This is a genomic window from Grimontia hollisae CIP 101886, from assembly GCF_000176515.1.
Classification (GTDB): domain Bacteria; phylum Pseudomonadota; class Gammaproteobacteria; order Enterobacterales; family Vibrionaceae; genus Enterovibrio; species Enterovibrio hollisae.
Genome location: NZ_ADAQ01000009.1, coordinates 42,180 through 62,475 on the forward strand (window position 1 = coordinate 42,180; position 20,296 = coordinate 62,475).

Sequence of the window (20,296 nt, forward strand, 5' to 3'; positions counted from 1 at the left end):
TTTCAGCCTTCATTAGAGAGGGCATAATTGATCTGATCGAAACTGAATCCGCGGCTTTGCAGGTAGCGGGTCCACCTAGCGCGCTGTTTGACATCCACTTTTGGTAAGGTGCCATCTAAATTGCCAAAACGGCGATAGGCGAGATCTTTGGCTAATTCAAACCAATCGTGTTGTTGGTTTTCCTGAGCGGCTTCCAGCAAGGCGACACTGATGCCTTTTCTCTTGGCATCAAAGCAGATGCGTTGCCAGCCATGCCCTTTAGAGGCACCGTGGCGCAGTAGCATTTCCGCAAAACGTTTATCATCCAGCCAGGTATGGGCAAGACAATGTTCTATCGCAGCGTCAATGTCTTCAGGTGAGCACTGTCGCTGCGCCAGTTTCTGGCGCAGTTCCAGCTCAGAATGATCGCGGCGGGACAACATGCCCACCGCTAATTCTTTGGCAGTTAAATTCAGAATGCTTCCTCTTCTGGCAATTCTGCATCCTTGTTTTCTGCTTGTGGCTGACCGTTTTGCAGCAACATATCACGCAGGGTTTTATCCAACTCTTTGGCAATTTCCGGATTTTCTTTCAGGAACTTACACGCGTTCGCTTTACCCTGGCCTATCTTTTCACCGTTGTAGCTGTACCATGCACCCGCTTTCTCAACCAGTTTGTGTTTCACACCCAAGTCAATCAACTCACCGTAAAGGTTGATGCCTTCGCCGTACAGAATTTGGAACTCCGCCTGTTTGAATGGCGCCGCAATTTTGTTCTTCACTACTTTCACACGGGTGTCGTTACCCACCACTTCGTCGCCTTCTTTGATAGAGCCAATGCGGCGGATATCAAGGCGAACAGACGCATAGAATTTCAGGGCATTACCACCGGTTGTAGTTTCAGGGTTGCCAAACATCACACCAATCTTCATCCGAATCTGGTTGATAAAGATCATCAGGGTGTTGCTGTTTTTAATGTTCGCAGTCAGCTTACGCATCGCCTGGGACAACATACGTGCTTGCAAACCCATATGCGAATCGCCCATTTCACCTTCAATTTCCGCTTTCGGCGTCAATGCTGCTACAGAGTCGATGATGATGACGTCAACCGCCCCCGAACGTGTCAGGGCATCAGCAATTTCCAGTGCCTGCTCACCGGTATCTGGCTGGGATACCAACAGGTTATCGATATCAACGTTCAGCTTGCGCGCGTAGATAGGATCCAGCGCGTGCTCGGCGTCGATAAATGCACAGGTTTTGCCTTGCTTTTGCGCTTCCGCAATCACTTGCAGTGTCAGCGTGGTTTTACCGGAAGACTCAGGGCCATAGATTTCAACAATACGGCCATATGGCAGACCACCCGCGCCCAGTGCGATGTCCAGAGACAGTGAGCCGGTCGAAACGGTTTCGATGTCCATGGTGCGGTCATCACCCAGACGCATGATCGAACCTTTACCGAATTGTTTTTCGATCTGACCCAGGGCTGCGGCTAACGCCTTCTGTTTGTTGTCGTCCATTTGATTCTCCAACGGAAGCAATAATCGCTGATAACTGTGAATTGCTGTTAAGTATACTGTCCATTTATACAGTGTCTAGCCCTGTATAAACTTTTTCTTTGCTTTTCGTGTCACAGCTCTGTTTTTTCACTATCCAGGTAAGCCAGTAAACGACACAAACTGTGTGCAATGGTATTGCGACGAATTTCATGCCTGTCCCCCTCAAACAGGCAGGTTTCGGTCACAGTCCCCTTTCGGGTTGCCCAGCCAAAACAAACCATGCCCACCGGCTTTTCCTCACTGCCTCCGGTCGGGCCCGCAATGCCACTGACTGCCAGACCAAAATCGGCATTCGCCGCTTTCATGGCCCCTAACGCCATCTCAGCGGCCACGTCTTCACTGACAGCGCCGTGTTTTGCCAAGGTGTCTGTAGCCACACCCACCAGCTCTTGCTTGGCATCATTGCTGTAGGTCACAAAAGCACGTTCAAACCAGGCGGAGCTCCCCGCCACTTCCGTTAACACATAAGAAATACCACCGCCGGTGCAGGACTCTGCGGTCGTCACTGTCTGGTTGTTCGCTTTTAACCGGTCACCAATTTGCGTGGCTATTTTCACTAACTGTTCCATGCTTTTCCTCATTACGGCTATTTTTCCGTCATCGCGATATCGGTACTTTACCCGTTCGCCGCGATTCACGTATCCTTGTTGCCTTCTCTATATCTTTGTAATTTTGCAGGCCAGACAGTGACAGCACAAGCGACAGCAAATCACACACCGATGATGCAGCAATACTTGAAGATCAAGGCGCAGCATCCCGAAGAACTTTTATTCTATCGCATGGGTGATTTTTACGAGCTGTTTTATGATGACGCCAAACGCGCATCCCAACTGCTTGATATATCACTGACCAAACGCGGTGCTTCTGCCGGGGAACCTATCCCAATGGCAGGGGTTCCGTATCATTCTGTAGAAGGATACCTTGCCCGTCTGGTTCAGCTCGGAGAATCCGTGGCGATTTGTGAACAAATCGGCGATCCGGCCACCAGCAAGGGGCCCGTTGAGCGCCAGGTTGTCCGGATTGTTACCCCGGGTACCGTGTCTGACGAGGCGCTTCTGAGCGAGCGTGTTGATAACCTGATTGCCGCCATCTTCGCCCATGGCGAACGCTTTGGTTATGCCACCCTGGATATCACATCCGGCCGCTTTCTGCTCTGTGAGCCTGCTACCGAAGAAGAGATGCAGGCAGAGCTTCAGCGTACCCGTCCGGCAGAACTGTTATATCCAGAAAATTTCGCTTTTCCAGCACTGACTGAAACGTGCAAAGGCAGCCGTCGCCGTCCGATCTGGGAATTTGATCTTGAAACCGCCAAGCAGCAACTTAACCAGCAGTTTGGCACCCGTGATCTGGTGGGATTCGGCGTTGAGGAATGTGCGTTGGGCCTCGCTGCGGCTGGCTGTCTGATGCAATATGTTAAAGACACACAGCGTACGTCCCTGCCCCATATTCGCTCTCTGGTGAAGGAAAACAAAGATCAATCCGTGATTCTGGATGCGGCAACCCGTCGTAATCTGGAACTGACCCAGAATCTTTCCGGCGGATTGGAAAACACCCTCGCCTCCGTGCTCGACAGAACGACCACACCTATGGGGAGCCGTCTGCTGAAGCGTTGGCTGCACCAACCAATGCGCGACTTCAAAATCGTCAACCGCCGGCTGGATGCCATCACCGCACTGAAAGATACCGGCCTCTATGTCGATTTAGCCGCCGCCCTTCGCCCAGTCGGCGATATGGAACGTATCCTTGGCAGGCTGGCTATCCGCTCTGCCCGTCCCCGTGACATGGCAAGGCTTCGCGGTGCGCTGCAACAATTACCGGAAATTGAAAGCCTGTTAGAAGAGGTACAGGACAGCGCCATTACGCCACTGAAAACGGCATCGGCCCCCATGCCTGAGCTTGCCGAGCTTTTGGAGCGTGCGATTGTTGAAGCACCACCAGTCGTCATCCGCGATGGCGGCGTGATTGCACCGGGCTACAACGCAGAACTGGACGAATGGCGTGACCTTGCTGACGGTGCGACCCGCTATCTGGAAGAGCTTGAGGCGCGGGAACGCGATCGCCATGACATCGACACCCTGAAGGTAGGCTTCAATCAGGTACACGGTTTCTACATTCAGGTCAGCCGGGGCCAAAGCCATTTGGTGCCGCCTTATTATGTGCGCCGCCAGACCCTGAAAAACGCCGAACGTTACATCATCCCTGAGCTCAAAGAGCACGAAGATAAAGTACTGAACTCCAAGTCGAAAGCACTGGCACTGGAGAAAAAACTGTGGGAAGAGCTGTTCGACCAATTGTTGCCACACCTTGAAAAGCTCCAGCTTGCGGCTGACGCCCTTTCCACCCTCGATGTGTTAGCAAACCTGGCAGAGCGCGCGGAGTCACTGAATTACTGCCGCCCAACGCTCACAGAAACACGGGGCATTGATATCGCTGGAGGCCGTCACCCTGTGGTTGAGCAAGTCATGGATGCGCCATTTATTGCCAACCCAACCGCGCTGCACCCCGATCGCCGCATGTTGATCATCACCGGCCCCAACATGGGCGGTAAATCAACGTACATGCGCCAGACTGCTCTGATCACACTGATGGCCCACATCGGTTCGTATGTGCCGGCGGAGTCCGCCACTATGGGACCGGTAGATCGCATCTTTACCCGTATAGGTGCATCAGACGATCTGGCGTCCGGCCGTTCAACGTTCATGGTTGAAATGACAGAAACGGCCAATATTCTCCACAATGCCACGGAAAACAGCCTGGTGTTGATGGATGAAATTGGCCGTGGAACCAGCACTTATGATGGTCTGTCGCTGGCATGGGCCAGCGCCGAATGGCTGGCGGAAAAGCTCAAGGCCATGACGCTGTTTGCCACCCACTACTTTGAGCTGACTGAGTTGGCAGGTCAGGTACCGGGATTGGTGAACGTCCATCTGGATGCAGTTGAGCACGGTGATGAAATTGCGTTTATGCACGCCGTGCAGGAAGGGGCCGCCAGCAAATCTTACGGCCTTGCCGTCGCAGGCCTCGCCGGCGTACCTAAAGCCGTGATCCAACGGGCAAAAACCAAGCTTCGCCAACTGGAAGCCAGCGGTCATGAAGTTGTGACCGGTGAGCATACAACATCACACCAAGTGGCAGCACAGCTTTCTCTGTTGCCGGAGCTCAGTGAAGCCGAGAAAGCTTTGGCAGACCTGGAGCCGGACAACCTGACACCGCGCCAGGCACTGGATGCCTTATACCGACTCAAAGCTTTGCTGTAATACTTAAAAACTTGTCGTAATAAACAGAAAAGCCCCATCAGGGGCTTTTTTCATGAGCACAACACGGAGAAATCAAAGAATTTTAGTGCTCCTGATTGAACAGTGACTCAATGCTCAGGCCCTGGTGAGTCAACATATCGCGCAGGCGACGTAAACCTTCGACCTGAATCTGGCGAACACGCTCACGGGTCAACCCGATTTCACGGCCCACATCTTCCAGCGTAGATGCTTCATGACCAAGAAGACCAAAGCGACGTGCCAGCACTTCACGCTGTTTCGGGTTGAGTTCCTGCAACCAATGGACAATCGACTTTTTCATGTCGTCATCCTGAGTTGTACTCTCTCTCTGGCCCGCCTTCTTTCTCATCCGGGATGATATCCAGTAGCGCCTTCTCAGAATCCCCACCAATCGGATTATCGACCGAACTGATACGCTCATTCAGGCGCAGCATTCGGTTAACGTCTTCAACCGGTTTGTCGAGTTGGAAGGCGATGTCTTCTGCTGTTGGTTCATGATCCAGCTTTTGAGCCAGCTCACGGGCAGTACGCAGATAGACGTTGAGCTCTTTCACTACGTGGATAGGCAGACGGATGGTACGCGTCTGGTTCATGATCGCACGTTCAATGGTCTGGCGAATCCACCAGGTTGCGTAGGTAGAGAAGCGGAAACCACGCTCTGGGTCAAACTTCTCTACTGCACGGATAAGCCCAAGGTTACCTTCTTCAACCAAGTCTAACAGTGCCAGTCCACGGTTTGAGTAACGCCGAGAAATCTTGACCACCAAACGGAGGTTACTTTCTATCATGCGTTTACGTGCTGCTTCATCACCACGTAGCGCGCGGCGTGCATAAAGCACTTCCTCTTCTGCAGTCAGTAAAGGAGAGTAGCCTATCTCACTGAGATAGAGTTGTGTCGCGTCGAGTGCCTTTGTAGATGTGGCAAACGATACCGACTCTTCAACCTCTTCAACTACTTCGTCTTCCGACTCAATGGCGAGTTGTTCCATGTCAACGTCGTCAACACCCAAGTCTTCGACTTTCTTTGCAGTATTATTCTGACTCATAGCGCCTCCCAATTTGGCGTAGCAGCTAGACAGTACAGCAAAATCTGTCCCGGGTTACCGTTTCGGTAAATACCTTAACGGATTAACCGATTTTCCTTTATAGCGAATCTCGAAGTGCAACCGGACACTGTTTGTACCAGAGCTGCCCATTGAGGCTATTCTTTGCCCCTTCTTGACACTCTGACGTTCTGAAACAAATACACGGTCATTGTGCGCATAAGCACTCAAATAATCATCATTGTGTTTGATGATGATTAAATTGCCATAGCCTCGAAGCGCATTACCCGCGTAAACCACTTTCCCATCTGCAGAAGCATTCACGCTTTGACCGCGGTTACCTGCAATGTCTATCCCTTTATTCCCCAGCTCTGAGCTGGAAAATCCAGAGACAACCCGTCCTTTAGATGGCCATTGCCAACTAATTTCCTGTGACGTTGTAGATGGCTTAATTACCAACTTATCAACAGATGGTTTATTTTTTGTTACATCCTGACTGTACTCCTTCACTTTTTGCTGTTCAACATTTTTCTTATTTTGAGACGATGATCCCGACTTATTTTTCGAAGCGATTTTTTGATTATTGGGTTTAGCGTCCGCAGAAGATCCTGAAACAGCAGGCGGTTTCGCTATCACTGCGGCAGGAACAGTTGCTGCTGAGCCCGTTGACGTTATGACAGCTACTGCGGCCCCCTCACCACCGCTGTTTTTTTTCCCGTACGAGGGAGGGGTGTATTTTTCATGCCACAGGTTCAGTTTCTGGCCTGGAAAGATAGTATAGGGTGCTCTCAGTTTGTTGGCGGAGATAATGTCATTGACATCCCGGTCAGTGATATAGGCGATATAATACAAGGTATCGCCCTTTTGCACCTCATAGTAACTGCCACGATAGCTTCCACGCTTAATTTGGCCATAGTCCGGCCCGACGCTTGAAACGGGCGCCGGGCTGGTTATCGAGCACGCAGACAATAACCCCAAGACAGAGAGAAAAACTAAAATTTTCAACTGAATTGAAACCACTGTCACCGAAAGATACCTATGCCAAATCACCAGCGACGAGAGGGACAAAACGTACCGCCTCAATGGCTGTTGTTTCAATGTCATCACCACAACGCGTCACCCGGTAAAGCGTTTGCTCTATCTCGCCAACAGGCACAATAAGAGATCCACCGTCCGCCAGCTGTTCAATTAATGCCTGAGGCATACTAGAGGCTGCGGCGGTTACAATAATGGCGTCGAAAGGTCCTTTACTGGCCCATCCTTGCCAGCCGTCACCGTGTTTTGTTGAGATGTTGTAGAGCTCAAACTGCTTAAAACGGCGCTTGGCAACCATTTGTAATTGCTTAATTCGCTCCACGGAATAAACATGCTCAACCAGTTGCGCCAGTACACATGTCTGGAAGCCTGAACCCGTTCCTATCTCCAACACACGGCTGTCGTGTCTGAGGTTGAGAAGCTCAGTCATTTTCGCAACGATATAAGGCTGGGAAATGGTTTGCCCAAAACCGATGGGCAGCGCATTGTTATCGTAGGCCTGGTGAGCCATAGCTTCAGAAACAAAAAGGTGTCTGGGCAAGCGTGCGATGGCATCCAGTACACGTTGATCTGAAATTCCCTGTTGTCGAAGTTGTTGAATAAGTGAATGCGAGTAATTCACCAATATCACCTTATTGTTTCGTTGCGTGTGTTACCCAGTGGTTCAAAGTATCAATGGTGTCATGCGCTGTCAGATCGATCTGAAGCGGTGTCAGTGAGACACAATTATGCTCAATGGCATAAAAATCCGTACCCGGCCCGGCGTCCTGCTTGGCCCCCGGAGGTCCAATCCAATAAATAGTATGGCCGCGCGGATCTTTATCTTCGATCATGTCTTCCGCACGATGACGCGCACCGAGCCTGGTAACCTGCCAGCCCTGGATCTCTTCCAAAGGCACATCAGGCACATTGATATTTAGCAGACGGTTACGCGGCAACGGTTGCACTTTGTCATTCAGTACCACTTTTTTTACCACCTGCGCAGCAGTATGGAAATGTGTGTTACCACAAAGGGAGACCGCTATCGCAGGCACGCCCATGAAAAAGCCTTCTGTCGCCGCCGCCACCGTACCGGAATACAGTACATCATCGCCCAGATTGGCGCCGTGATTGATCCCGGCAATGACAAAATCCACGTTGTCTTTCACCAGCGCATTCAGGGCGACATGAACACTGTCAGTCGGTGTGCCCTGAACAGCAAACCGGTTTTCTCCCACTTCACGCAAGCGAAGTGGGTTTTCTAACGTCAGGGAGTTAGACGCACCAGAGCGGTTTCTGTCGGGCGCAACAACAGTCACCGTCGCAATCTCAGATAACACCTCTGCCAGCACGTTGATACCGTCGGCAAAGACGCCATCATCGTTACTGATCAAAATGTGCATCTGTCTCTCCCTCATTATTCTCTTCTATGACTTCACGCATCACGGCAGTGGCAAAACAGCCTGCCGGCAATGAAAATTCCACGCTCAGTGTGTCACTTTCATGTTGCCAGCGCATGTCCTGCGGGTAGAGCAGCAAAGCACGGCGCTCATGGCGCATACGGTTGCCACGTATCACAGCCAGCAGGTGCGGCTCCATATCCACGATGGCCTGTTCAAACGCTTGGGCTTCCCCCTGTGTCGGCAGCGCATTGTCGCCGGTCATCGGGCCGGTGATTTGCCAGTTCTTACTCGCCAACAATGTCTGGGCTGTGGCGATATCTTCCACCAGCGATGTTTCTTCCTGCCCATTAACAAGCAGGTCACCCTTCATAGGGGTATGACACAATGCTTTTTCGATCCGGGCAGAGAGCACCTGGTTGAACAGGTAAGATCGTGCAGCAGACAGGTAGAAACTGCGTTTACTCTTGTCCCGGACGCGGAACTTGTCCTGCCCCCAGTCGCGTGCGGATATCACATTGTTTCCGTTGCGGCCAAAACGCTGGCTGCCAAAGTAGTTGGGCACACCTTTGTCACGAATGTCAGCCAGACGCGCTTCAATCGTCTCATCGCCATCAAATTCTGTGACCATCAGCTTAAAGCGGTTCCCTGTCAAATCGCCCGGTCGCAGTTTTTTATCGTGACGGGCGGTTTCCAAAATAGCATCCACGCCTTCGTGAGTTGCAACAAACTCCGAGAGATCCGGATCCGGTTGCCCAGGAAGATGCACGCTGAACCACTGTTCTGTCACTGCGTGGCGATCTTTCAGTCCCGCCCAGCTCACATCGCGGGATTTCACACCACAGGCTTTCGCCAGTTCGTTGGCGACATATTTGGTGTTTTCGCCCACCTTGCGGATACGCACCAGGAAATGCTCGCCGTGACCAGCCGGGGTGAAACCCAGTGTTTCACTGACAAAAAAGTGTTCGGGTCTGGCTTTAAGGCGGCCTTTTGCTGTTGGCTTACCGTGCAGGTAAGCCAACGCACTCATTACATCACTCATTGGAATCCTTACGGATGATCACCACCGCTTCGCAGGCAATGCCTTCTTTGCGGCCGGTGAACCCCAGTCGTTCAGTGGTTGTCGCTTTAACGTTAATGTTGCTGACATCCGTTTCCAGATCCTCAGCGATCACGGCACACATCGCATCAATATGGGGGGCCATCTTGGGTGCCTGCGCCATGATCGTGACGTCCAGGTTACCAATGACATAGCCTTTGGCTTTCACTTTGGCGTAAACATCACGCAGCAGGTGGCGGCTGTCTGCCCCTTTCCACTCAGCATCGGTATCCGGGAAATGGCGGCCAATATCACCGGCAGCAATCGCCCCCAACAGGGCATCGCAGACTGCATGCAAAGCAACATCGCCATCCGAATGGGCAATCAGGCCCTGTTCATACGGCACATTTACGCCACCAATAATCACCGGGCCTTGGCCCCCAAATTTGTGAACGTCAAAACCGTGCCCAATACGTATCATTGTTCTTCCTCGTGTCTCACTGGCCGCGTTTGCGTTGGGCCAGGAAAAAGGCGGCGAGCGCGAGATCTTCCGGCTGCGTCACCTTGATATTGTCTGCATGTCCTGTCACCAGTTTGGGCGCCCCGCCGGTAAGCTCAATCGCAGAGGCTTCATCAGTCACTGCCAGCGATTGATCCCGCGCCGTTTCAAGTGCGGCCAATAACTGATCACGCAAAAACATTTGTGGTGTCAGCGCGTGCCAGAGGTTGTCACGGCACACCGTTGTTTCAATCTTGCCATCAAGGCTGCTACGTTTCATGGTGTCACGTACCGGAGCCGCAAGGATAGCACCATGAGTGTGGGTAGCTGCCGCGTCAATCAGGGCATCAATATCGCTGTGGCGGACACAGGGCCGGGCGGCATCATGCACCATCACCCATTGTGCATCCGTCGCTTTCAGTCCCGCCAATACAGAGTCGGCACGCTCTTGCCCGCCAGTGGTCACCACCACCCGCTTGTTATGGGCAAGGGATGTGGATTGGAAATAGGCATCTTCAGCGCCAATCGCGATCACCACGTTTGAAATTCTTGGATGTTCAAGCAGGTAATGCACCGTGTGCTCGAGCAAGGTTTTATCTCCAATAGTGAGATATTGCTTGGGCAGGTCAGCACGCATGCGCTTACCCACCCCTGCCGCAGGGACAATAGCAACGACGTCAGGCACGACGGGTTGCGGCAAGCTTAGCGTTTGTTCACTGGCCGGGGTTTTCATGTTTCTCTACTTAGTTTGGCGAGAGGGATTAATCACTGACGATCCGAAAGAAGGTTTCTCCCGGTTTGATCATGCCCAGTTCATTGCGGGCACGTTCTTCAATCGCTTCCTGCCCGCGTTTGAGATCGGCAATTTCTGCATACATTTGCTGGTTGCGCTGGTGAAGCTTTTCGTTCGCCTGAGCCACAGACTCAGCAACGGCTGTCACGGCGAAGTAATCTTCGACGCCGTTTTTGCCCCACCAAAGGTGATATTGGAGCCATCCAAACAACACGAACAGTAACACTGTCAACATTCGCATTGAATTCATCCTCCGTTATCCACACAAACCATTTCCTCGCCCATAACGGGGGCAGGAAGACCTAATAATCCCACATTCGTCACTATCGCACCAGTAATGGCAGTGTCAGATCAACGAATTGGGATAAGTATGGCGAAGAATTCCCCCAAGGCAAACAATCTCAGTACGACTGATGGGCAAAGGGGTGGATATTATATGGAAAGACTTGCCAGCCATTTTTGCATCAACAGGTATGCCACATAGAGCATCATGGCTGCCACTAGCAGATCAACGATCCTCTGTACCTTTGGTCTGGAAAGAAACGGAGACATTTTCGCCGCGCCAAGGGCAATGCCATAAAACCAGACCAGTGATGCCAGCATCGTACCCACAGCAAAGGCCATACGCTGTGAGGATTCAAGCTGCCCACCAATCGACCCCAGCACTACCACAGTGTCGAGATAAACATGGGGATTGAGCAAGGTCACCGCCGCAGCACCAAGCAACACCGCCAACAGCCCTTTCCCGGTTTTACCTGTTTGTGTCTGTTCCTTGGCAGGCCCGGTGCGCCAAGCGCTTTTCAATGACTGCCATGCATAGGTCAGGAGAAAGGCAATGCCCCCCAGCGTCACCACACTGAGCAGAGTTTCGTTATCCGCCAGCATTGCGCCACCACCAAACACTCCCAGGGCAATTAAGGCAAAATCGCAAAGAAAGCAGAGTGTTGCCGTTGCAATGTGGTGATGACGACGGATTCCCTGATTAAGCACAAACGTATTTTGCGCCCCGATCGGGATAATCATCGAGAGCCCCAAGCCAAATCCCTGCAGTAATACTGTGCTACTCATTGCCGTGTCTCATGACTTTCATCCCGTGGGGTTAAATTAGTCACGTGACAAGAGTAAGTAAAACTAATAGTTTTAATCACAAATAAGTATTTCTTATGAGGCAGGCATGAAGGGAATGGATTACCGCTGGCTCGATGCACTGGATGCTGTTATCGCCCATGGCGGGTTTGATAAAGCCGCTGATGCCCTGTTTATTACCCAGTCAGCGGTATCGCAGCGGATAAAACAGCTGGAAACGCTGGTCGCACAACCCGTGCTTATCCGGGAATCGCCGCCACAACCGACAGCCATTGGCAGAAAGCTGCTTGGGCTCCATCGCCGGGTACAGTTGCTGGAAAAAGAACTGCTGCCCGAGCTGACACCTGACGGACTGTCTGGCCCGATCACCGTCCCTATTGCCACCAATGCTGACAGCCTGGCCACCTGGCTGTTGCCTGCCCTTTCCCCCTTAATGAAGGCGCAAACGCTGGAGATTAACCTGATTGTGGATGACGAATGCCGCACGTTGAACCGGCTACGATCCGGAGAGGCCGTTGTCGCCATCAGCAATGAACCAACAGCGTTAAAAGGCTGTGTGGCGCAGCCACTTGGGGTCATGGACTACCTTTGTGTCTGCACGCCGGCCTTTAAAGCCAGCTATTTCCCGGACGGGCTCAATGCCGGTGCAGTCAGTCGCGCACCGGCAGTGGTATTTGATCGCTTTGATGACATGCACACCCAGTTTGTTTCCGAACGGTTCCAACTGCCTACGCCGGGTTGGCGAAGCCACATGGTGCGCTCGTCAGAAGCGTTCGTCAAAATGGCTAAACTCGGGGTTGCCTATTGCCTGATCCCACGGCTCCAGATCCGCCAAGAACTGGCACGGGGTGAGCTTATCGACCTTTGTCCCGGAGATGGCATAACGCGCCATCTCTACTGGCATCACTTTGCCACCGAAAGCGGGATATTGGCAGAGATGACCTCGGCCTGCCTTAGTTATGCGCGAACCGTATTCGACAATGGAAAAATATCCCGCGAAGTGTGAATCTTTTCTATATACGCAGAGTCATATAGTCAGATAATGTCGAAAAACAACGTGGAAACAAGACCATGAAAAAACATCTGATTGCTTCCTTCATTAGCGCAACACTTGCGCTCACGGCTCCTTTCGCCTCTGCCTCTGCCTCTGCCCCTGAATTTCCCCATCTGGAAACAACAGGTATCGGAGAAGTGGTTGCTCAACCGGACACAGCCATCATCAATGTTGCGGTTTCCCTGACCCGCGACACTGCACAGGCGGCGAAAAAAGCCTCTGACGATGCCATTGTTGCCTTACTTGGACGCCTTGAGAAAATGGGCGTGGCCCGCAAAGATATCGAAAGTGCCAATCTCAATATCCAGCCTCAGTACACGTACCCGAAAAACGGCGAGCCCAAACTGGACGGCTACCGTGCCAGCCGCAATGTTGCCGTCACCCTCACCGATCTGGGCATGCTCAACACTGTTTTGGATGGCGCTCTGGCTGATGGTCTTAACCGTGTGAACGGCATCCAGTTTTCTTCCAGTAAAGAAACCGAATTAAAAGAGCAAGCCAGAATAGCGGCCATCCGGGATGCGCAGGCTAAAGCCGCTTCACTGGCGAAAGGGTTTGACCTGGATCTTGGTAGCGTGTGGGAGATCCGTTACATGGATACAAACGCTAACCGCCCGGTTTTGATGCGAATGGCAGAATCGTCAGCCAATGTGGGGGCGAGTTACCAGGATGCAGAAATCACCGTCCGCGATCAGGTGGAAGTGGTGTATAAGCTGGGACGATAAGTTTCCAGAGCGCTTTCGCCCAAAACGACAATGGCCGCGAGTGCGGCCATTTTTATTGTCATAAATCAGTACTGTAGACAAACAGTTCATCAGTGGAGAATACGCGCGCGAAGAGTACCTTCAATCGCTTTAAGTTTCTCCAGCGCTTTCTCTGAATGCTCCGTTTCAACATCGATCACCACATAACCATATTCGGCATTGGTCTGCAGGTACTGGCCAGCGATGTTGATGCCTTCCTCTGCAAAGATGGTGTTGATCTTGGTCAGGATGCCCGGCTTGTTCTGGTGAATGTGCAGCAGGCGCGAGGAACCAGTGTGTTCAGGCAGCGACACTTCCGGGAAGTTGACACAAGACAGGGTCGAACCGTTGTCTGAGTACTTCACCAGTTTACCGGCCACTTCGATCCCGATGTTTTCCTGCGCTTCTTGCGTCGAGCCACCGATGTGTGGTGTCAGGATAACATTGTCAAACGCCTGGAGTGGCGACGTAAATGGGTCGCTGTTGGTTTTTGGCTCGGTGGGGAACACGTCAATGGCGGCACCGCCAATATGGCCGCTTTCCAATGCACCGCACAGAGCATCGATATCCACCACTGTACCGCGCGCCGCATTGATGAAAATCGCGCCCGGTTTCATACGCGCAAACTCTTCGCTGCCCATCATGTTCTGGGTGGAATCGGTTTCCGGCACATGTAGAGTGACCACATCACTCTTGTTCAACAGTTCTGACATCGATGCCACCTGCTGGGCATTCCCCAAAGAGAGCTTGTTTTCGATGTCATAGAAGAAAACCCGCATTCCAAGGTTTTCCGCCAGAATCCCCAGCTGGGTACCAATGTGGCCATAACCGATGATGCCAAGGTTTTTACCGCGCGCTTCAAATGAACGGTCAGCCGATTTCATCCACTCGCCGCGATGTGCCATGGCATTTTTCGCCGGAATGCCGCGAAGCAGAAGCAGGATTTCGCCCAGAACCAGTTCAGCGACACTGCGGGTGTTGGAGAATGGCGCGTTAAATACCGGGATACCGCGTTTCGCAGCAGCGTTTAAATCAACCTGGTTGGTGCCGATACAGAAACACCCTACCGCCACCAGCTTCTGGGCTTTTGCAAATACCTGTTCGGTCAGTTGGGTACGGGAACGAATACCCACGAAATGCGCATCGGCAATGGCCGCTTCCAGCTCTTCGCCCGACAGGGAGCCTTTGTGATACTCAATGTTGCTGTAACCTGCGCCCTGAAATACTTCCAGCGCCGTTGGGTGAACACCTTCAAGGAGAAGGATTTTTATTTTGTCTTTTTCAAGCGACACTTTAGCCATGCAATTCTCATCCTTAAAAAAATCTGCATAAGAAATCCGTATATGTCTTCCAGACTGCGGTACCTTTGGTGTTGTTTTCTCTCAGGCCCGCTCAATTAGTGACTAAGGTAACAAAAATTTTTTTACATGGGTAAGAATATTACGTCATAAGTACGAAAAAAAACGGCGCCGGAAAGGCACCGCTAACTTGTTGAGTTACTTAAACGCAAACGTTTGGCTTTTACTTAAAAAAAAGTAAACATCTAACTTGTTATTGATTAACAATTTTTAGCTTTTTACGACACCGTTTGCCGTGCCTTCCAGCACCACATCTGCACCACGGTTAGCAAACAGGCCCACAGTGACAACACCCGGGATCGCATTGATCTTGTCTTCCAACTCTTTCGCATTGGTGATTTTCAGGTTGTGAACGTCCAGAATGACGTTGCCATTGTCGGTAATACAGCCTTCACGATAACAAGGATCGCCGCCCAGTTTCACCAGTTCGCGGGCTACATAAGAGCGTGCCATTGGGATCACCTCTACCGGCAGGGGGAACTGGCCCAGTACATCCACTTTTTTGCTGTCATCAATAATGCAAATGAACTGCTTGGCGATCGCGGCAACGATCTTCTCGCGGGTCAGGGCTGCGCCGCCGCCTTTGATCATTTCATTGTTTGGGTTGATCTCATCTGCGCCATCAACATAGATATCTAAGCTGTCTACCTCATTGGCATCAAACACCGGGATGCCAATTTTCTCAAGGCGCTCGGTTGATGCCACTGAGCTCGACACCGCACCTTTGATTTGCTCTTTAATGGTTTCAAGCGCATCGATGAAGTGATTAACGGTTGACCCCGTGCCGACACCAACAATACTGCCTTTGGTCACGTATTCCAGCGCAGCCCAGCCAGCCGCCTTTTTCATTTCATCCTGAGTCATGAGGATCTCCTGCTAAATAGGGGAAAAATTGCGAGGCCGATTATACAGATCTCACTCTCGCACGGGCAGGTTTTTATAAACCCAGATCCCGTTCTTGCCGATCCATGCTGATCGTGTCAGATCGACCATATCCAGTGTCTGGAAGGCGTCAGGATCTCCGGCAACGGCACATCCCACGCTTCAACAGGCAGTGCACTTACCTGCTGACAATCATGGGCAATACCGATAGGTTTCGCACCACAGCGTGACGCATACCAGGGGGCAAGCGTGCGGTCATAATAACCGCCGCCCATACCAAGGCGCTGACCACACTCATCAAATGCCACAAGCGGGGTGCAAATCACATCGAGCCGGTGGGCTGGCAACACATCAAGCACGCTCAGTTTAGGTTCCAGAATGCCATACCGGTTCGCTATCAGCGTCGAATCAGGATGGTAATGCAGAAACAATAAGTGACCTTTGCTGAAAGGATGAATGACTGGCAAATAGACCGCCTTGCCTTCACGCCAGCAATGTTCGATTAAAGGTTGGGTATTCAGTTCGCCGTCAACAGACAGGTAAAGCGCGATGCGTTGGGCTTGGCGGATGCAGTCCGCGTTTTGGAAATGAGCCAGCACGTCGTGGGCAGCCTGATATTGCTGCTCATCTGTCAGTGACTGTCTTTTGGCCCGGATGGTTTTTCGCAGTTCATTGCGCAGGGAAAACGTGGTTGCTTGCATCGGCTTTCCTTGCCGCAAAGCGGGTTGATGCTAGGGAAAGCCCCGGAGTGCCGTTGGGATCTTTTGCCCTTGAACCCTGCGGTTCAAGGCGGATGAGAAGAATAAACCGCAGGCTTCTCGGTACGGGCCGAGCTTGCTCAAAAGTCTATAACATCCCACCCTTAGGTGTGCTTATCGGCTCAGGGACGCGGATCCGCTGACGCACACTCCAGGGTCAACTTGGTGTGGAAGGGTCTAACCTTCCTTCGATGCGCTGTGTTTTAACAACGCCTCTTCAATCGTCTGTTGCAACAGCGAGATACGCTGTGCCATATCTGCCTGCTCATCAATGCTCTTTTGCCTTTCGGCCCGTAACTCGTAGCAGACGTTCAGGGCAGCAATCGTCAATAACTGCTCTGTATTCGTTACTTTAGTGCGCTCAGACAATTCATGCAACCGTTGATCAAAGTCGTTTGCAGCATCCGTCAACGCCTGCTCCTGCCCGGTTGGACAGTTTACACGCATTGTTTTGCCAAGGATTCGAATTTCAACAGCCTGCGTAGTCATATTTTTTCTGGGCTCCCTTCAAAGCACGAGATCGCACCCTGACGTGACGGGCGCAAACTATAGAAAATGGCAGATTAAACTGCAAGTCTATCCTATAGCGTATTGGCTCACGACGCACCAATCAGACGAAAAGTCGTCAATATGATGAAAATCAGAGCTATCGGGATTCTGTTTTAGTGCTTTTGCTTTTTTCAATCAACAAGAACAGTTCAGTGACTTGGCCCGAAGTGTTAGGATACTGGCAAGACATAACCGGTACCCAAGGTGACCCCGTGACCCAAGCAACTTTACCTGAATACAGCAGCATAGCTGCCACACTAAACGCCGATTCCCTGGCCGTAACCCCAGCGGAAATGCATGGATTGCTCAGTGGTATGCTGTGCGGTGGACTCGACCCGGAACGGGGGAACTGGATGCCGATGCTTTATGACTACACCAATGATGGCGCAGGCTGGCCCCATCAATCCAAGGCACTGGCAGCAACCAGTATTGGCCTTGCGAGCGCCGCGTTGGCCAGTGGACAGATGGATTTCGACATCCTGCTGCCGGAAGAAGGTGTGTCACTGCTTGACCGTGCTGATGCCCTGTCCGAGTGGTTGAATGCATTTATCGCGGGTATCGGTCTGGTGGGTATAACTGCCGGTAAGCTGTCTGAAGACACCAAAGAAGTGCTTTCCGATCTGTCTGAAATTGCCCAATTGGGCATTGATGAAGATGACGATATGGAAGAGCAGGCACAACTGCTGGAACAGGTGATTGAACACGTTCGTGTCTGCGCGATGACCCTTCATGCAGAGTTGGGCATCAAACCACAGACTGAAGAAAAACCTACCCTTCACTAAGGTCTGTTGACCCAAAAGGGCATTGCCGGAGAGTGACACAGAATGGACGCAAGCGCGCCTACCACACACACCTTTGATGTTGTTATCGCAGGCGGTGCGATGGCAGGGGCTACCCTGGCCCTGGCTATTGAACGCCTGACAGGGGCTGGACTGTCGGTCGCCGTGGTTGAAGCCGCCATTCCCGACCACAGCCATCCGGGTTACGATGCCCGCAGTATTGCCCTGTCTTACGGGAGTTGCCAGCTACTCGAACAGATTGGCATCTGGCCGGTGCTGGCACCGTTCGCAACCTCCATCACCACGATTCATGTTTCTGACCGCGGCCACTTTGGACTGACAGAAATGCACGCCTCGAAGGAAGGTGTCCCCTTCCTTGGCAACGTGATTGAACTTGCTGATGCCGGACGCGTGTTCCATAAAGCGCTGGGCGATGCCCAAAACATCACGCTTTTCTGCCCTGCCTTTGTTTCTGAGATTGAACGCGACACAGACAAAGTAACCCTGACACTCAATGACGGCCAGACACTGACAACCCGGCTGGTAGTTGCCGCAGACGGTGCCCTTTCCTCCTGCTGCGAGAAGGTGGGTATTGACCGCCACGAGCATGATTTCGAACAAATTGCGCTGATTGCCAATGTGACCACTGAGCTTGCCCATCAGGGGCGAGCGTTTGAGCGCTTCACCGAGACAGGCCCTGTCGCCCTGTTGCCGATGTCAGAAGGCAGAAGCTCACTGGTATGGTGTGTGAACCCCCACGAAGCGCCAGCCCTGCTCGCCATGTCCGATAACGAATTCGCGCAGGCACTGCAGCGTGCCTTTGGCTGGCGTCTTGGCAGGCTACTTCATGTCGGCCAGCGGGGCAACTACCCACTGGTTTTACGCCAGGCAACCCGTCTTATCAGCCACCGCTTTGCCGTGGTGGGCAACGCTGCACAAACCCTGCACCCTATCGCCGGTCAGGGCTTTAACCTTGGGCTTCGCGATGTGGTGACACTGGCAGAGGAAATCGCAAACGCCCACCTGAACCAAAAAGATTGTGGTGAAATGCCGGTCTTGCAATCCTACCTTGCCCGCCGTGAGCCGGATCGTGATGCCACAGTCGCCATGACGTCAGGATTGGTTCATGGTTTTTCCAATACCGCTGCCCCGTTGATTCTGGGGCGCAATCTGGGACTGGCAGCCATGTCAGTCTGTAGTGAATTGAAAGCCCCCCTGCTTAAACGGGCGATGGGTCTGGTAGAACGATAATGAAAATGACAAATGTAGACATCGCCATTATCGGCGGTGGTATGGTTGGCCTGACACTGGCAGCGGCACTGGCTGAAAGCGATCTCCGTATCGCCATCATTGAAGGCAAGATGCCCGAACCGGAACTGGACACCCTGCCCGACCTTCGCGTTTCGGCCCTGAGCCGCGCCAGCGAACGTATCCTGAAAAACGTGGGAGCGTGGGACGGCATCCTTTCCCGTCGCTACAGCCCGTATCACAAAATGTCAGTGTGGGAACAGGACAGCTTTGCCGCCATTGATTTTGACGCCACCGATCTGGGGCAACCCAACCTTGGCTGCATTGTTGAAAACCGTGTGATTCAGCTGGCGCTGATGGAATGCGTCAAACAGCAGCACAACGTTACCCTGTTCTGCCCGGAACGCTGCCAGAGCATGATGTTCGGTGAAACCGAAGCCTGGCTGACGCTGGAATCCGGCAGTGCCATTACCGCCAAACTGGTCGTGGGGGCAGACGGTGCCAATTCCTGGGGGCGAAACCAGCTTTCAATCCCCCTGACCCATTGGGATTACGGCCACAGTGCGCTGGTGGCGAATATCCGCACAGAAGAGCCTCACGGTGGTGTAGCACGCCAAATTTTCACCCCGGATGGTCCGCTGGCATTCCTGCCTTTGCCTGACTCACACCTGAGCTCGATTGTCTGGTCACAATCACCGGAACAGGCCGATGCCCGCTGCACCATGTCCGCAGAAGCATTCAACAAAGCACTGAGCGCAGCGTTTGATCTTCGCCTTGGCCTTTGCACTGTCGAAGGTGAACGGGCGGCGTTCCCCCTTAAAATGCGCTATGCGAGGGATTTTGTCGTTGATCGCGTCGCGCTGGTTGGCGATGCAGCCCATACCATTCACCCACTGGCCGGTCAGGGCGTCAACCTTGGGCTGTTAGATGCCGCCACGCTGGCACAGGAGCTGGTTCGCCTGAGCAATGAAGGCAAAGACGTCGGTGAAAAAGCCAACCTGCGCACCTTTGAACGCTGGCGCAAGGCCGAAGCGGCGCAAATGATTGCCGCCATGCAGGGCTTTCGCGATCTGTTTGCCGGTGAAAACCCGGCGAAGAAACTAATCCGCGGAATTGGCCTGATGGCAGCAGCAACCCTGCCGGGCATCAAGACGCAGTTTATCAAGCGGGCGTTGGGGCTGACGGGCGATTTGCCGGAGCTGGCGAAGAAGTAGGTTTGAGGTTTGTCAAAGTAGTTTGGTT

General features: G+C 52.5%; 21 protein-coding genes, 1 other RNA gene and 1 pseudogene. 6 read left to right on the forward strand and 17 right to left on the reverse strand.

What is annotated here, in order from left to right:
- Positions 1-2 precede the first annotated feature (2 nt).
- The 3 genes from VHA_RS03470 to pncC form a co-directional block, all read right to left on the reverse strand.
- A complete protein-coding gene (locus tag VHA_RS03470) occupies positions 3-476 on the reverse strand; it encodes a regulatory protein RecX (protein ID WP_418251499.1) in 474 nt (157 codons plus the stop codon).
- Positions 452-1,495, reverse strand: a complete 1,044-nt coding sequence (recA, locus tag VHA_RS03475; RefSeq protein ID WP_005501867.1) for a recombinase RecA — start codon at positions 1,493-1,495, stop codon at positions 452-454. Before recA ends, VHA_RS03470 begins: the two co-directional genes overlap by 25 nt.
- A gap of 110 nt (positions 1,496-1,605) precedes the next feature.
- Positions 1,606-2,103: a nicotinamide-nucleotide amidase gene (pncC, locus tag VHA_RS03480; RefSeq protein ID WP_040528146.1), complete on the reverse strand. Its 498-nt coding sequence runs from the start codon at positions 2,101-2,103 to the stop codon at positions 1,606-1,608.
- A 150-nt stretch (positions 2,104-2,253) separates the two neighbouring features.
- Between pncC and mutS the strand changes: the two genes are divergently transcribed.
- Positions 2,254-4,791, forward strand: coding sequence for a DNA mismatch repair protein MutS (gene mutS, locus VHA_RS03485; protein WP_050778526.1), 2,538 nt, complete (start codon positions 2,254-2,256; stop codon positions 4,789-4,791).
- 82 nt (positions 4,792-4,873) lie between these two features.
- On the opposite strand, the pseudogene rpoS reads toward mutS, so the two are convergent.
- The 9 genes and pseudogenes from rpoS to VHA_RS03530 form a co-directional block, all read right to left on the reverse strand.
- Positions 4,874-5,855, reverse strand: a pseudogene (rpoS, locus tag VHA_RS03490) (RNA polymerase sigma factor RpoS).
- A gap of 54 nt (positions 5,856-5,909) precedes the next feature.
- A complete protein-coding gene (nlpD, locus tag VHA_RS03495; protein ID WP_104439910.1) occupies positions 5,910-6,878 on the reverse strand; it encodes a murein hydrolase activator NlpD in 969 nt (322 codons plus the stop codon).
- 10 nt (positions 6,879-6,888) lie between these two features.
- Positions 6,889-7,509, reverse strand: coding sequence for a protein-L-isoaspartate(D-aspartate) O-methyltransferase (locus VHA_RS03500; RefSeq protein WP_005501875.1), 621 nt, complete (start codon positions 7,507-7,509; stop codon positions 6,889-6,891).
- A gap of 10 nt (positions 7,510-7,519) precedes the next feature.
- Entirely contained in the window at positions 7,520-8,269 is a 750-nt protein-coding gene (gene surE / locus VHA_RS03505; protein WP_005501877.1) for a 5'/3'-nucleotidase SurE, read from the reverse strand.
- On the reverse strand, positions 8,250-9,308 hold the full coding sequence (gene truD, locus VHA_RS03510) for a tRNA pseudouridine(13) synthase TruD (protein ID WP_005501879.1): 1,059 nt from the start codon (positions 9,306-9,308) through the stop codon (positions 8,250-8,252). Before truD ends, surE begins: the two co-directional genes overlap by 20 nt.
- Positions 9,301-9,786, reverse strand: a complete 486-nt coding sequence (gene ispF, locus VHA_RS03515; RefSeq protein ID WP_005501881.1) for a 2-C-methyl-D-erythritol 2,4-cyclodiphosphate synthase — start codon at positions 9,784-9,786, stop codon at positions 9,301-9,303. Before ispF ends, truD begins: the two co-directional genes overlap by 8 nt.
- A 16-nt stretch (positions 9,787-9,802) precedes the next feature.
- Positions 9,803-10,537, reverse strand: coding sequence for a 2-C-methyl-D-erythritol 4-phosphate cytidylyltransferase (ispD, locus tag VHA_RS03520; protein WP_005501883.1), 735 nt, complete (start codon positions 10,535-10,537; stop codon positions 9,803-9,805).
- A gap of 28 nt (positions 10,538-10,565) precedes the next feature.
- Entirely contained in the window at positions 10,566-10,838 is a 273-nt protein-coding gene (ftsB, locus tag VHA_RS03525) for a cell division protein FtsB (RefSeq protein WP_005501884.1), read from the reverse strand.
- Positions 10,839-11,029: 191 nt separating this feature from the next.
- The gene (locus tag VHA_RS03530) at positions 11,030-11,665 is read right to left on the reverse strand and encodes a LysE/ArgO family amino acid transporter (protein ID WP_005501887.1); all 636 of its coding nucleotides are present in this window, start codon (positions 11,663-11,665) and stop codon (positions 11,030-11,032) included.
- 106 nt (positions 11,666-11,771) lie between these two features.
- Here VHA_RS03530 and VHA_RS03535 point away from each other — a divergent pair, with 106 nt between their 5' ends.
- Both VHA_RS03535 and VHA_RS03540 read left to right on the forward strand, forming a co-directional pair.
- Positions 11,772-12,689 carry a LysR family transcriptional regulator ArgP gene (locus VHA_RS03535; protein ID WP_040528149.1) on the forward strand — a complete coding sequence of 306 codons (918 nt, stop codon included), beginning with the start codon at positions 11,772-11,774 and terminating at the stop codon, positions 12,687-12,689.
- A gap of 65 nt (positions 12,690-12,754) precedes the next feature.
- Complete coding sequence (locus VHA_RS03540; RefSeq protein ID WP_005501891.1) at positions 12,755-13,462, forward strand: oxidative stress defense protein; 708 nt, start codon at positions 12,755-12,757, stop codon at positions 13,460-13,462.
- An 89-nt stretch (positions 13,463-13,551) separates the two neighbouring features.
- Here VHA_RS03540 and serA read toward each other — a convergent pair whose 3' ends face one another.
- The 5 genes from serA to zapA form a co-directional block, all read right to left on the reverse strand.
- The gene (serA, locus tag VHA_RS03545; protein WP_005501893.1) at positions 13,552-14,781 is read right to left on the reverse strand and encodes a phosphoglycerate dehydrogenase; all 1,230 of its coding nucleotides are present in this window, start codon (positions 14,779-14,781) and stop codon (positions 13,552-13,554) included.
- A gap of 267 nt (positions 14,782-15,048) precedes the next feature.
- Positions 15,049-15,702, reverse strand: a complete 654-nt coding sequence (gene rpiA, locus VHA_RS03550) for a ribose-5-phosphate isomerase RpiA (protein WP_005501894.1) — start codon at positions 15,700-15,702, stop codon at positions 15,049-15,051.
- A 116-nt stretch (positions 15,703-15,818) separates the two neighbouring features.
- Positions 15,819-16,421, reverse strand: a complete 603-nt coding sequence (locus VHA_RS03555; protein WP_005501895.1) for a 5-formyltetrahydrofolate cyclo-ligase — start codon at positions 16,419-16,421, stop codon at positions 15,819-15,821.
- A 35-nt stretch (positions 16,422-16,456) separates the two neighbouring features.
- Positions 16,457-16,639: non-coding RNA, 6S RNA (ssrS, locus tag VHA_RS18535), on the reverse strand.
- A gap of 16 nt (positions 16,640-16,655) precedes the next feature.
- The gene (gene zapA / locus VHA_RS03560; protein ID WP_005501896.1) at positions 16,656-16,967 is read right to left on the reverse strand and encodes a cell division protein ZapA; all 312 of its coding nucleotides are present in this window, start codon (positions 16,965-16,967) and stop codon (positions 16,656-16,658) included.
- Between the two features lie 272 nt (positions 16,968-17,239).
- Between zapA and VHA_RS03565 the strand changes: the two genes are divergently transcribed.
- Genes VHA_RS03565 through VHA_RS03575 form a run of 3 tightly spaced genes read left to right on the forward strand, consistent with a single transcriptional unit; the run spans position 17,240 to position 20,268 of the window.
- Complete coding sequence (locus VHA_RS03565) at positions 17,240-17,809, forward strand: YecA/YgfB family protein (RefSeq protein WP_040528210.1); 570 nt, start codon at positions 17,240-17,242, stop codon at positions 17,807-17,809.
- Positions 17,810-17,851: 42 nt separating this feature from the next.
- Positions 17,852-19,057: a 2-octaprenyl-6-methoxyphenyl hydroxylase gene (gene ubiH / locus VHA_RS03570; RefSeq protein ID WP_005501898.1), complete on the forward strand. Its 1,206-nt coding sequence runs from the start codon at positions 17,852-17,854 to the stop codon at positions 19,055-19,057.
- On the forward strand, positions 19,057-20,268 hold the full coding sequence (locus VHA_RS03575) for an FAD-dependent 2-octaprenylphenol hydroxylase (protein WP_005501899.1): 1,212 nt from the start codon (positions 19,057-19,059) through the stop codon (positions 20,266-20,268). Before ubiH ends, VHA_RS03575 begins: the two co-directional genes overlap by 1 nt.
- Positions 20,269-20,296: the final 28 nt, after the last annotated feature.